12 protein-coding genes are annotated in these 12537 nt (G+C 69.6%); 8 read left to right on the top strand and 4 right to left on the bottom strand.

The window, feature by feature from the left end:
- Nucleotides 1–245 precede the first annotated feature (245 nt).
- Nucleotides 246–470 (top strand): hypothetical protein, encoded by a 225-nt coding sequence (locus STH_RS10750; protein ID WP_043713918.1) that lies wholly within the window; start codon nucleotides 246–248, stop codon nucleotides 468–470.
- 79 nt (nucleotides 471–549) lie between these two features.
- Here the strand turns inward: STH_RS10750 and STH_RS10745 are convergent, their stop codons facing one another.
- The 3 genes from STH_RS10745 to STH_RS17335 all read right to left on the bottom strand — a co-directional run bounded on the left by STH_RS10745 (nucleotide 550) and on the right by STH_RS17335 (nucleotide 3651).
- Nucleotides 550–1152: a DedA family protein gene (locus tag STH_RS10745; RefSeq protein ID WP_011196266.1), complete on the bottom strand. Its 603-nt coding sequence runs from the start codon at nucleotides 1150–1152 to the stop codon at nucleotides 550–552.
- 80 nt (nucleotides 1153–1232) lie between these two features.
- Nucleotides 1233–1886, bottom strand: a complete 654-nt coding sequence (locus tag STH_RS10740; protein ID WP_043715648.1) for a response regulator — start codon at nucleotides 1884–1886, stop codon at nucleotides 1233–1235.
- Nucleotides 1813–3651 carry a GAF domain-containing sensor histidine kinase gene (locus tag STH_RS17335; protein ID WP_050742238.1) on the bottom strand — a complete coding sequence of 613 codons (1839 nt, stop codon included), beginning with the start codon at nucleotides 3649–3651 and terminating at the stop codon, nucleotides 1813–1815. The genes STH_RS10740 and STH_RS17335 overlap by 74 nt, the downstream gene beginning before the upstream one ends.
- Nucleotides 3652–3942: 291 nt before the next feature.
- Between STH_RS17335 and STH_RS10730 the strand changes: the two genes are divergently transcribed.
- The 4 genes from STH_RS10730 (at nucleotide 3943) to STH_RS17330 (ending at nucleotide 8117) form a co-directional block, all read left to right on the top strand.
- On the top strand, nucleotides 3943–4167 hold the full coding sequence (locus STH_RS10730) for a FeoA family protein (protein WP_011196263.1): 225 nt from the start codon (nucleotides 3943–3945) through the stop codon (nucleotides 4165–4167).
- Between the two features lie 3 nt (nucleotides 4168–4170).
- Nucleotides 4171–6015 carry a ferrous iron transport protein B gene (feoB, locus tag STH_RS10725; RefSeq protein WP_050742237.1) on the top strand — a complete coding sequence of 615 codons (1845 nt, stop codon included), beginning with the start codon at nucleotides 4171–4173 and terminating at the stop codon, nucleotides 6013–6015.
- A 279-nt stretch (nucleotides 6016–6294) separates the two neighbouring features.
- Nucleotides 6295–6516 (top strand): hypothetical protein, encoded by a 222-nt coding sequence (locus STH_RS10720; protein ID WP_043713917.1) that lies wholly within the window; start codon nucleotides 6295–6297, stop codon nucleotides 6514–6516.
- A 125-nt stretch (nucleotides 6517–6641) separates the two neighbouring features.
- Complete coding sequence (locus tag STH_RS17330; RefSeq protein WP_011196260.1) at nucleotides 6642–8117, top strand: sensor domain-containing diguanylate cyclase; 1476 nt, start codon at nucleotides 6642–6644, stop codon at nucleotides 8115–8117.
- 22 nt (nucleotides 8118–8139) lie between these two features.
- Here the strand turns inward: STH_RS17330 and STH_RS10710 are convergent, their stop codons facing one another.
- Nucleotides 8140–8676 carry a hypothetical protein gene (locus STH_RS10710; RefSeq protein ID WP_043713916.1) on the bottom strand — a complete coding sequence of 179 codons (537 nt, stop codon included), beginning with the start codon at nucleotides 8674–8676 and terminating at the stop codon, nucleotides 8140–8142.
- 125 nt (nucleotides 8677–8801) lie between these two features.
- Between STH_RS10710 and STH_RS10705 the strand changes: the two genes are divergently transcribed.
- The 3 genes from STH_RS10705 to mrdA all read left to right on the top strand — a co-directional run bounded on the left by STH_RS10705 (nucleotide 8802) and on the right by mrdA (nucleotide 12446).
- Nucleotides 8802–9437, top strand: a complete 636-nt coding sequence (locus STH_RS10705) for a YigZ family protein (protein WP_043713915.1) — start codon at nucleotides 8802–8804, stop codon at nucleotides 9435–9437.
- A gap of 114 nt (nucleotides 9438–9551) precedes the next feature.
- The gene (locus STH_RS10700; protein ID WP_011196257.1) at nucleotides 9552–10577 is read left to right on the top strand and encodes a M23 family metallopeptidase; all 1026 of its coding nucleotides are present in this window, start codon (nucleotides 9552–9554) and stop codon (nucleotides 10575–10577) included.
- A gap of 21 nt (nucleotides 10578–10598) precedes the next feature.
- Nucleotides 10599–12446: a penicillin-binding protein 2 gene (gene mrdA / locus STH_RS10695; protein ID WP_043713914.1), complete on the top strand. Its 1848-nt coding sequence runs from the start codon at nucleotides 10599–10601 to the stop codon at nucleotides 12444–12446.
- The last annotated feature ends 91 nt before the right edge of the window (nucleotides 12447–12537 follow it).

The following is a 12537-nucleotide window of genomic DNA, read 5'->3' as shown; positions in this document are numbered from 1 at the left end:
AATCGTTGAGACGTCTCCCGACGTGGGTGCGGTGCGGCTCAGGGTTGTGCCTGCCACCGCAACTGGTGTAAGATAGGAAGGTCATCCGTCGCACTGCGGTGCGGAGGGTTCGCGCCGACGGCGCGACCGGTGCCGCAGCCGGTCCCGCGTCGGCGCCCAGCCGCAGCGCGTGTATACCGCAGGCCGGCCGGGGGGAGCGCGCTCCAACAGGCCGGGCCGGATCTGTGGGGAAAGGGGGAGTTCCGGTGGACGTTTGGTCGATCATGGAGCATGGAGGCGGCAAGACGCTCGCCATCAGCCGGGAGGACGTGGTGAGCAAGCTCCAGGCCCTGGTCGAGAGCCGGGGGCCCTGGTACATCGAGCGGCTCCAGGTGAGCGATTCCGAGGGGAACCGCTACACACCGGAAGTGGGCGAAGACGGCAGCGTCGAGCTGGTTCTGCGGTCGGGGCCGTCCCGCCGCAGGCGCTGAAGCGCAGAGGGCAACACGAAAGGAGCCGGTGCCGCATGCGCGGCACCGGCTCCGGGCATTGGGGGACGTCTTCTCCGCCCTACTTCCGCCTGCGCAGCAGCCGGTAGAGGAGGAAGGCGGCCGCGCCCAGGAGCAGGACGGCGATCACCACGTCCTGGTAGATGCTGACCCAGTGGGACACCCGGTCCCAGGTGGCGCCCAGCGCCGCCCCCAGTCCGACCAGCACCAGGTTCCAGACGGCCGAACCGATGGCCGTGTAGACGACGAACAGCCCCATGTTCATGCGCACCAGGCCGGCCGGGATCGAGATGAGGCTGCGCATGATCGGCACCATGCGGCAGAAGAAGACGGTCCACATGCCGTAGCGCTCGAACCAGTCCTCCGTGCGCTGCACGTCCGCCTCCGTGACGGTCAGCCAGCGGCCGTACCGGCGCACGATCCAGTAGATGCGGTCGCGCCCGAACCAAAGGCCGACGCCGTAGAGCGCCACCGCCCCCAGCACCGAGCCGACCGTCGCCGCCAGCACGACGCCGAACAACGTAAGGCTGCCCTGCGTCGTCATGAAGCCGGCGAAGGGCAGCACGATCTCCGACGGTATGGGCGGAAACAGGTTTTCGATGAGGACGACGAGGACGATGCCGGGGTACCCGAACGCCTCCATGATCCTGGTGGTCCAGTCCATGTGCGACTCCTATCTGTGGAACCGATTGTGCAAGTGAATTCTAAGACAGGCCCCGGGTTCTGTCAATCCGCAGGCCGGGACTACGGCTCCACCAGGCCCTGCCGGATGGCGTACCGCACCAGCTCGGTGCGGTCATGGATGCCCAGCTTGTCCAGCATGTTGGACCGGTGCGTCTGCACGGTCTTCTCGCTGATGTACAGCCGGCGGGCGATCTCGGCGTTGGTGAGCCCCTCGGCGATGAGCACCAGGATCTCCCGCTCCCGGGGCGTGAGCGGGCAGGGCTCCTCCGGCTGGCCGACGGCCCGGCCCGGCCGGGAGACATAGCCCTCGACCACGGCCCGGGTGACGGCCGGGTCCAGCACGGCCTGGCCCTCCATCACGGCGCGGATCGCACCCACCAGGTCGGCCGCCGCAGATCGCTTGACGATGTACGCGTCCGCCCCCGCGCGCAGAAACTCCAGCACGAAGGGCTCTTCCTCGTGCATCGTCAGCCCGATGACCCGGGTCTCCGGGACGGCCTCCTTGATCAGCCTGGTCGCCTCGATGCCGCTCATGTCGGGCAGCGAGATGTCCATGATGACCACGTCGGGCTTCAGCGCCTTGGTGAGCTCCACCGCTTCCTCGCCGCGGCCGGCCTCGCCGACCAGCTCCAGGTCCGGCTCAGATTGCAGCACCATGCGCACGCCCTCGCGCACCATCATGTGGTCGTCGCAGATCAGCACCCGTATCGCCACGCTGCATCGCTCCTTCCACGGGCAGTTCCGCGTACACCCGAGTTCCGCTGTCGGGGCCGGATTCGATCGTCAGCTTGCCGCCGGCCAGGCTCACCCGCTCCCGGATGCCGGTCAGGCCGACGCCCTCGCCGCGCCGCTTGATGTCGAACCCCTTGCCGTCGTCCGTCACCTCGACGGTCAGCCAGTTGCCCCGGTGACGGAGGGCAATGCGGATGTGACTGGCGGCGGCGTGTTTGACCGTGTTGGTGCACGCCTCCTGAATGAGGCGGAAGACCGTGATCTCGATGTAGTCCGGCAGCCGCTCCTCGAGCCCCTCGATCTGCACGTCGATCTTCAGGCCGGCGTCCTCGTATCGGCGCACCAGCCAGCGGATCGCCGCCTCCAGGCCCAGATCGTCCAGCGCGGTGGGCCGCATCTCGTGGATCACGCGCCGCACCTCGGTGAGCCCGGTCTCGGCCATCTCCTTGACCGCGACGAGCCGCTGCCGCAGCATCTCCTCACTCAGCGGGTGGCGCACCAGGAAGTCCAGCGTCACCACCAGCGCCGTCAGCGCCTGTCCGATCTCGTCGTGCAGTTCCCGGGCAATCCGCCGGCGCTCGTCCTCCTGCGCAGTGATGAGGCGCGCCAGCAGCCTCCCCCGCAGCCGCTCCTTTTCCGCCAGCTGGTCGTAGAGCCGGGCCCGGTCAATGGCCAGGCCGATCTGCTCCCCAAGGGCGGTCAGGATCTCCCGGTCGCTCGGGCTCAGGTAGCGGGAAGGCGGGATCATCAGCACCATGATGCCGGCCACCTTGCCGCCCTGCCCCAGGGGGATGGTGATGTGGCGGCCGCTGGGGTGGCCCACCTCCGCGGTGGCCCGGACGCAGGCCAGGTCCCGCACCTGCGTCACCAGGGTCGGGCCCGTGAGGTGCCGGAGGCACAGGCAGCGGTCGATGGGGAAATGCTGCGCCTGCACCCCCGCCTGCGCCCACTCGGGGAAGCCGTAGGCGGCGCCGATGGTCCAGGCGCCCTCTGCGCCGCCCCGCCCCTCGGTGCGCAGGAGGATCCAGCCCTCCTTGACGTTCAGCATCTCCGCCACGAGCCGCAGGGCCTCATCCAGGGCGGCCTGCAGGCCCAGCGGCCGGTTGAGCCGCTCCAGAGTGCGGGAGAAGAGCCGGACGGCCCGCTCGTGCTCCCACGACTGCCACGTGACGGCGGCGGAGAAGAGAAGGGAGAAGAGGGCGTGGGTGACGATCTCCAGGTTCAGCGTGGGCATGGGCAGGGCTGCGACGGCCGCCCGCAGGGCACCGGTGCAAAAGCCGCTGAAGAGCAGCCACTGCGGGAGGCTGCGCCCTTCGGCGGCGGTCGGGTAGGCCAGCCAGGCGCAGGCGCCCAGGGCGATGACCACCACGCCGGTCGCGGTGACGCCGACCGGGTCGCTCAGGACCACGCCCAGGACGAAGGCGGCGCTGAGGCCGAGCATGCAGACCAGGGCCATGCGACGCAGGCCGTCGGCCCGGCGGCCGCTGCGCTCCGCCTGGCCGCCCAGGAAGGCCAGCGCGGCCGCCGCGAAGGCGATGTCCCGCAGCAGCGAGGCGCCCGGGACGCCCATCTCCGTCAGGAACATGCCGAGCACGTGGATGGTCAGCACCAGCCAGCCCAGGCCCCAGATGAGCAGAGAGCGCTCCTGGGCCTGGTAGTACCGCCAGAGCAGGGCCCAGCTGACCGCCAGGTGGAAGCCCACGCCCAGCGCAACCGCGGGCAGAACCAGCGCTTCGCCGACCGGCACGCCTCTCCCCCCCTGACGAAGCATTCGTCTCAACATTGTAGTCCAATAAACGAAATGTGCGGGAGGCACAAAAGTACTATTGGCGACTGCACGGGCCGGACCCTGCCGACCGCCGTCTGTCGGGCGGTTGGCGCTCTTTGGCCGGGGTGGAATAGACCGGGTGCCGGCGATCTACAGCCTGTACCCGATGAGCCTAGCCGGAAATGCTCCTCTCGGAGTCTTGAATGTCCAGGTGTGAACCTGCGACAATAGGGGCGGACGATAACGATTCTCATTTGCGGAGGGGTGCCCATGACGCTGGATCAGACGAAGCCCGGACAGACGTTCCTCATTCGCAGCATCGACGACCCCGCCGCCCGGCTGGCTGCCATCCGGTTCGGCATCGCCGAGGGCAGCCGCGCGTCCTGCCAGACGGTGCTTCCCGGCGGCCCCGTGGTGGTGCGGAAGGGAAAGCAGGAGATGGCCCTGGGTCGCAGCCTGGCGCATCGCATTACAGTCGAGTTAGTGGAGGGATAAGCGATGGCCCAGGCACCCTGCCACGGCCCAAGCCCCAGCGTCGCGCTGCCCGGCCATGCGCCCAAGGTGGTGCTGGTCGGCAACCCCAACGTGGGCAAGTCCGCGATTTTTCATGCCCTAACGGGCATTTATGTGGAGGTCTCCAACTACCCCGGAACCACGGTGGACATCGCGTCCGGCCGCATGGACGATCTCGGCATCTACGACACCCCGGGCGTGTACGGCGTCTCCGCCTTCAACGAGGAGGAGCGGGTCGCCCGGGACATGATTCTCGAGGCCGACATCGTCGTCAACGTCGTGGACGCCGCCCACCTGGACCGGGACCTGTTCCTGACCCAGCAGATCCTCGACATGGGCTTCCCCGCGGTGGTGGCCCTGAACCTGATGGACGAGGCCCGGGCGAACGGGCTGCAGATCGACGTGGCCCGGCTCGCGGAGGAGCTGGGCGTCGAGGTGATCCCGACGGTGGCCGTGAGGGGCGAGGGGATCGCCGAGTTGAAGGAGGCGATCCGGCGGGCACGCCGCGGCCGGCCCACGCCGGAGGTGGCGAGCCGGCTCCCTGAGGACCTGCCGCAGGTCGACGGCGTGCTCTGGCTGGAGGACGACCCGCAGACCTGCGAGCGCATCGGCCGGCCTGGACCCGGCCTGCGGGAGGAGATGTACCGGGCCCGCCGGCGCCGGGCGGACGAGATCGCCGAGCGGGTTGTCTCCGAGACCCAGGCCGGCGCTTCCCTGGCCACGCGGTTGAGCCGCTGGATGCTCCATCCCGTCGGGGGGCTGGCGTTCCTGGCCCTCTTCCTCCTGCTGATGTACCAGGTGCTGGGCGTATGGGTCGCCCAGGACGTGGTGGAGGTCACCGAAGGGGTCTGGATGGGCGAGTACTACGTGCCCTGGATGACCGGCCTGGTCGGCCGGGTCGTCCCCGTGGACTCGTTCCTCGGCCAGATCCTGGTGGGCGAGTTCGGCCTGCTCACGATGACCGTGGCCTACCTGGTGGGGCTCCTCTTGCCGCTGGTATTGGGGTTTTACCTGTTCCTGGCCCTGGCGGAGGACTCGGGCTACCTGCCCCGGATTGCCGTGCTGGTCGACCGGCTGATGAACTTCGTCGGCCTGAACGGCCGGGCCATCATCCCCACCATCCTCGGGTTCGGCTGCGTCACGATGGCGACCGTGACGACCCGGCTCATGGGCACGCAGCGGGAGCGGACCATCGCCACGTTCCTGCTTTCGCTGGCCATCCCCTGTTCGGCCCAGCTGGCGGTGATCACCGTCATGCTGGCGCCGCTGGGTCCGGCCTACCTGTTCACCTTCGTCGCCGTCCTGCTGCTGGTCTACGGCCTCGCCGGCGTGGTCCTGAACCGGCTGCTGCCAGGCGAGTCGTCGGACCTGCTGATCGACCTGCCGCCGCTCCGGCTCCCCCGCATCAAGAACGTGCTGCAGAAGACCTTTCTGAAGACCAAGGGCTTCGTTTCTGAGGCATGGATTTTCTTCGTCATCGGGGCGCTGCTGATCTCCGTCATGGAGCAGACCGGCCTCCTGGCTGCGCTGGCCAACGGGCTGGCGCCGATCACCGAGGGGTGGCTGGGGCTGCCGCGGGAGGCGGCGCAGGCGTTCATCATGGGCTTCGTCCGGCGGGACTTCGGCGCAGCCGGGCTGTTCGACCTGGCGCTCAACCCGCATCAGGTGATGGTGGCCGTGCTGACCATCACCCTGTTCACGCCGTGCATCGCGTCGATCATGATCATGTTCAAGGAACGGGGGAAGCGGCAGGGAGCCGCCATCTGGGTGGCGGACATCTTCCTCGCCATCTTCCTGGGCGGGCTCTTCAACCGGATCCTCGTCTGGTAAGAGGGGAGAGATCACCATGGCCACGGCCCGCTGCGACGTCCGGCGCCCGTGCCCCCGCTGCGGGTTCGAGAATGGGCCCGCCGAAGGCCGGTGCCTCCGCTGCGGACAGGCGCTGCCGGCGCCCGCGGGATGCTCGGGCCAGTGCACCCGCTGCCTGCTCGACGCCCTGGCACGGCCGTTGCGCCCCATCGCGGAAGGCGGGCGAACGAAAGGCGGCGCCTGAGCGTCTATAGAATACAGAAGGGGACCAGGAAATCCGGCGCGGGGAGGCATGTGGCTGTGGAGACGCTGCGGCTGCTACTTCTGCTTCAGTTCGCTGCCCTGCTCTACCTGATCTACCGGGTGCACCGGCTGGAGCAGCTCGTGAACGGACGGATCCGTACCACCCCCCGCCTGACGCAGCGGAGCGGGCGGGCCGGCAAGGTCGTGCCCCTGCTCAGGGACGACATTCCGCCCGGGCCGTTCAGCTCCGGCAACCCTGATCGCGACGACAATTCCTGACCGTTGCCTCAGCCCGGCCGCGCGGCCGGGCTTTGACCGTTCGCCCCCTGTTCGCCAGCAGGAAAAATGCGCAGGAGCGGCGAATCCCCCGCAGGAAGTTCGATCGCGGAATCGGGGGTGCCGGCATGGGGCACAGACAACCGAACGACGTCGGCGCGGTCACCGGCCTGCACTGGAGCGGGCGGGTGTTTATGGCCGCGCTTTCGGCGTTCGCTGTCGCCTCTGCCTTCGCCGGCTGGCTTCTGACCCGGCGGCCGCCCATGTGGTCCCTGGCCTGGTGGGGACCCGGAATCGGCGCTGCGCTGGGCTTCGTGCTCACGTTCAGCGCCTTCTGGCGCGTGTACGTGACCGTTCCCTGGCTGCCGTGGGCTTTCCTGGCTCTGGACGGGCTGGCGGTGATCCTGTTCTGGTCCGATCCTGACTCGCCGTTCGGCCCGCTGCTGCTCCTCCTGCTCTCGGCGGTGGTCGCAGCCCGGTTCCGCAAGTGGTTCCTGATGGCGCACGTATGGATCCTGGCGGTGGCCCTGGCCGGCGCCTGGTTCCTGGGGGCCGATGCTTCCGCCCTGCTGTTCCTGGTCTCCGGGCTCAGCGGCGTGATCGGGGTTATCCGGGCCATCTACCTGCGCTTCCGCGAGCAGGCGATCCAGACCGACCACCTGCGGCGGCTGATGGAGCTGCTGCCGGTGCTGAAGGCGCACGGGGTGCAGGACGTGGTGGAGGCGGCCGTGCGCCACATCGTGCGCGCGACGAACAGCCGGACGGGCGTGGTGCTGCTCCTCGACGAGGAGGCCCAGGTGCTCCGCCCGCACTTCCTGTACAGTGAGCCGCCCCTGTCGCCTGAGGAGAAGGAGGCGGTCATGAACACGACCATCGAGGTCGGCGTGGGGCTGTCCGGGTGGGTGGCCAAGCACGGCCAGTCCATCCTCACCAACGACGCGGCCCGGGATCCCCGCGCCGCCCACGTGCCCGGCACGCCGCACGAGGATGAGTCGATCCTGGTGGTGCCGCTGATCGCCGACGGCCGGCTCTACGGCGTGCTGCGGGTGGACCGGCCGGGCGTGGATCAGTACACCATCGGCGACCTGCACCTCCTGGAACTCATGGCCGCCCACGTCTCCGATGCCATCTCCCGCGCACAGCTGGAGGAGCGGCTGGCCCGCCGGGACGCGCTGACCGGCGTCTACAACCGGCACTACCTCAACGAGTGGTCGCAGCACGCGATGCGGGAAGTGCGCGAGGTCTCGGTGCTGCTGATCGACCTGCGCAAGTTCAAGGAGGTCAACGACCGCTGGGGGCACCTGACGGGCGACCGGGTCCTGCGGCAGTGCGCGGAGCTGATCTGCGGCAGCGTGCGCACCGGGGACCTGGTGGTGCGGTACGGCGGTGATGAGTTCCTGGTGGTGCTCGCCAACACCACCCGGGCCGAGGCGGAGAGGATCGCCGCCCGGATCCAGGAGCGGGTGGCGGAGTGGAACGCGCAGCAGGGGGAGGGCGAGCCCCGCCTGATCCTGGACATCGGCGTCGACACCGCCCAGCAGTCGGAGTTCCAGCAGCTCCTGGACCGCGCCGACGAGCGCATGTACGCCTGCAAGTACGCCTGAGCCGTGACGCATCCCTGAGGCGTCACGGCTCTTCCGCGCCCTCCGGCTGCATCCCCAGCGCGGCCTGCACGCGCGGCAGGTGCTCCGCCGCGGGGGCGCCCTCGATGAGGTCCGCGATGACCTCGGCCAGCGTGGGGATGGCCTCCTGCCGCTCCTCGAGCACCGCCCGGGCGATGGCCAGGTGGGCGAGCGCCAGGGCCCAGCCGGCGTCCGCGTCGAAACCGGCGGCCACCACGGCGTCGGTGCGCGCCATCTTCCCCCGTTCGTCCCGCTGGTAGAGGGGCCAGAGGAGTCCCTCGGCGTCCAGGGCGGCCAGCTCGTTGTGGAACTGCTCGAACCACTCCTCCGGGTCGCCGGGGCCGCCCAGCCGTCCCAGCAGCTGCTGGATGCGTCGGGCCGCATACTCCCGGCCGCCCAGCTCCGCCAGCGTCGCGGCGGCCAGCCCGACGCCCAGCCACCAGTACTCCTCGGGGGTGAGCGCGCGGCCGTACGCCTCGGCGGCGTTCCGCAGGAGCTGTCCGCCCCGGAAAAGATCGATTCCGTCGTGTGCATCCGGCAAAGGCCATCCCTCCGCAGGTGATCCCATGGCTTCTTTGATTCCATTGCTTCTTTAGTCTGAGGCAGGTGTGCGGGGGACACTCCTCGAATTGTACCCTGTCCACTCTCAACGCGAGGGGTGAACGGGTGTCGTATCGCACGGTGGCCGGCCGCGGTCAGGCTGAGATCGTCATCAAGAAGTCGCGCTTCATCGCCCACGTGGCCCCGGTCGCCTCGGAGGAGGCGGCATGGGCCTTTATCAACGAGATCCGCGCGGCCCATTCGGACGCGACGCACAACTGCTTCGCCTTCACCGCCGGCGCCGTCCAGCGCATGTCCGACGACGGCGAGCCCAGCGGAACGGCCGGGCGCCCCATCTTCGAGGTCCTGGAGAAGCAGGGGCTGTCCGACACCGCCATCGTGGTCACCCGCTACTTCGGCGGGATCCTGCTGGGGGCCGGCGGGCTGGTGCGCGCCTATTCCCAGGCGGCCGCGGCGGGCGTGGAGGCGGCCGGCGTGGCCGAGGCGCTCCCCGCCGTGGACCTGCGGGTGCGGGTGGACTATGCGCTGCTGGGCAGGGTGCAGTACCTGCTGCAGCAGCACGGGGCGCTGACCCTGCAGACCGACTTCGGCCAGGAGGTCGTGATCGTCTTCCGGGTGCTGGAGACCGACCGCGACCGCGTGACAGCGGAGCTGGCGGAGGCGTCTGCGGGCCGGATCGCCGTCGAGCCGGTTGGCACCGCGCTGGTGGGGCCCGACCTGCAGCCGATCCATCGGCAATAGGATGGAGATGGGTTGCAGAGACCATACCGCGCGGCTACGTCAACGGTTATAATGTAAACCGTGTGTCCGCGAGCGGGATGCTCGCGAGATGACCGGTCTAAGGAGGGCTCCTTCTTGCACCTCCCTACCTCTGCATTACGTCGGCGTGTATTCGCCACCGCCCTGGCCGCGCTGGTGGTCAGCGGCGTCGGCGTGGCCGCCCGCCCGCACTCGGCGCCCGCCACGGCGCCGAATCAGGCCGGGCCTGACGATGCAACCGCAGGGGCGATCCCCGAGGGGTTCTACGGTCCCGCCCTGCCGGTGGGCGCCGAGGCCGTCGCCCTGCAGAAGGCGGCTCCGGCCGCCGCGGCGCAGGCCCAACCGGAACAGGAGGAAGAGCAGTCCAAGCCCAAGGTGATCACCTACACCGTGGTCGAGGGCGACACGATTGAGGACATTGCCCATCGGTACGGCGTGTCCACCGAGACCCTGCTTTACATCAACGACATGTACGCGGATGACATCCTGCACATCGGGCAGGAGCTTCTGATCCCGACCATGGACGCCCTGGTCTACACCGTGGTCGAGGGCGATACGATGTGGGGCGTGGCCGACGCGTTCGACGCCGACTTCGACGCGATCGTGGCCGCCAACCCCGACGTGAACGCCGACGCCCTGCAGCCGGGCGACCTCCTGTTCGTGCCCGGCGGCACGCCGCCGTCGCGGCGCACCATGGTGGCCAGCCGCGGCGGCTCCCGCACCCCTGCGGCCACCGGCACCTTCGACATCTGGCCGGTCTGGGGCGGCGTCACCGACTGGTTCGGCTGGCGGGTCCACCCCGTCACCGGCGTCTGGCACCTGCACGACGGCATCGACCTCGACGCGCCCACGGGCACCCCGGTGGCGGCGGTGGCGTCGGGCACCGTGACCACCGCCGGCTGGCTGGGCGGATATGGCTACGCGGTCAAGGTGGACCATGGCGACGGGATCATGACCATGTACGCGCACCTGAGCCAGGTCGCCGTCTCCGTCGGCGAGTGGGTGGAGACGGGCGAGATCATCGGTTACTCCGGCAGCACGGGCAATTCCACCGGGCCGCACCTTCACTTCACCGTCCTCGTCTGGGGCGAGCCGGTGGATCCGTGGGGGTGGCTGCCCTAGTACAGCGGGGAGGCGGTGGAGGTGCGGAGCGAGCAGAAGCGCGTGCTCATCCTGCTGGGCGCCGTGGTCCTGGCGATCGGCGTGATGGGCACCCGGCTCTACCGTCTGACGGTGGTGGAGGCGGCGGTCTGGACAAGCCGGGCCATCGCCCAGAACTACATCGAGCTGCCCAGCTTCGGGCCGCGGGGCGCCATCTACGATCGGGACGGCCGGCCGCTGGCGACCAGCGAGCCGGTCTATGCCGCGCTCCTGTACGACCAGGATCCCGACCACGTGGCGGCGATCCTGCCGGAGCTGAGCAAGCTGCTGGCCGAGGGCGACCCCGTCCTGGCCGAGGGGATCAGCGAGTATGTGACCGAGCGGGTGCGGCTGCATCAGAAGTGGGGCCGCCAGGCCGAGGACCTGGTGATCCGGTCAGGGCTCTCCCATGAGACCGTGGCCGAGTTCATCGAGCGGCAGCACGAGTTCCCCGGGGTCACCATCGTCACCCAGTCGGTGCGCCGTTACCCCAACGGCAAGGTGGCCGGCAACGTGATCGGCTACGTCCAGCCCATCTCCGAGGAGCAGCTGGAGAGCGAGCAGTTCAAGGGCTATCACCCGGACTCGGTGGTCGGCAAGGACGGCATCGAGCTGGCCTACGAGGCCGTGCTGCAGGGGCGCACCGGCAAGCGGGTGAAGGCGGTTGACCCCGCGGGCCGGCCGCTGGGGCTGGTGGAGGAGGTCGACCCGGAGCCGGGGTACGATCTCACCCTGACCCTGGACCTGGACCTGCAGCGGGCGGCGGAGCAGGCCCTGGCCGGCAACGTGGAGTGGATCAAGGCGCAGAACGATCCGGAGGCCCAGCCGATCCGGGCGTCCCTGATCGCGCTGGACGTGAAGACCGGCGCCGTGCTGGCCATGGCCCAGGTGCCCAGCTACGATCCGAACCTCTTCATCAAGGCGATGACGGTGGGGCTCTCGGCGCAGGAGTACAACGAGAGCGTGAACATCCCCGGCTCGCCGCTCATCAACTGGTCGATCCAGGGCTTTGCGCCGGGCAGCACCTACAAGATGGGCGTCGGACTCGCCGGCGTGAGCACCGGCGTGATCGGCCCGTACGAGACGGTGCACTGCAACACCACGTACTTCCGGGACCCCACCCGGAAGAACTGGTACCCCGTGGACCAGGGGCACCTGGCCCTGGACATGGCCCTGGCGCAGTCGTGCAACCCGTACTTCTACGAGATCGGCCACCGGCTGGGCATCGACGGCCTGGCCGAGTACCTGACGCAGTTCGGCTTCGGCCAGAGGACCGGCATTGACCTGCCGTTCGAGGACCCCGGCCTGCTGCCCACCCAGGCGTCCTACGGCGACCGGTGGCAGCCCGGCCACGTCTACTCGGTGGCCATCGGCCAGGGCGACGTGCTGGTCACGCCGCTGCAGCTGGCCGTGTACGCCTCCACCATCGCCAACCGGGGCGTGCGGTACGAGCCTTACCTGGTGGAGGAGATCCGCAGCAGCACCGGCGAGGTGGTCCGGCGGCACGAGCCGGTGGTGGCGGGCACCGTGGAGGCGCCTGAGGAGGCCTGGCGGCAGGTCTTCGAGGGCATGCGCAAGGGCGGCGCGCACCCGCTGGGCACGGCCTACTGGGTGTTCCAGGACTTCCCGATCCCGGTGGCCGTCAAGACCGGTTCGGCCGAGACGGGCAAGGCGTACGCGGACGCGATCACGGTCGCCTTCGCCCCCATCGACGATCCCCAGATCGCGGTGGCGGTCTTCGTCGAGGGCGGCGCCCACGGCTCGTGGGTGGCCCCGTCGGCCCGGGCGGTCTTCGCCGCGTACTTCGGGATCGAGGACAAGGGCCCGGCCCGCATCAACAAGGCCGACTGAGCAGCTGATGGGCGGAAACCGCCAGGCCCCGACCGCAACGGTCGGGGCCTGTTTCATGCGCACCCGGGTCCTCGGGCGGCCGCCCTCGGGT

The organism is Symbiobacterium thermophilum IAM 14863, assembly GCF_000009905.1.
In the GTDB taxonomy this organism is placed as follows: Bacteria; Bacillota; Sulfobacillia; order Symbiobacteriales; family Symbiobacteriaceae; genus Symbiobacterium; species Symbiobacterium thermophilum.
Note: the sequence above shows the minus strand (reverse complement) of the source record. Positions and strands in the feature narration are given on the sequence as shown.

Coding starts and splice junctions, on each gene's coding strand:
- STH_RS10730 (WP_011196263.1), top strand. CDS start 3,943: ATGACGCTGGATCAGACGAAGCCCGGACAGACGTTCCTCATTCGCAGC.
- feoB (WP_050742237.1), top strand. CDS start 4,171: ATGGCCCAGGCACCCTGCCACGGCCCAAGCCCCAGCGTCGCGCTGCCC.
- STH_RS17330 (WP_011196260.1), top strand. CDS start 6,642: ATGGGGCACAGACAACCGAACGACGTCGGCGCGGTCACCGGCCTGCAC.
- STH_RS10745 (WP_011196266.1), bottom strand. CDS start 1,152: ATGGACTGGACCACCAGGATCATGGAGGCGTTCGGGTACCCCGGCATC.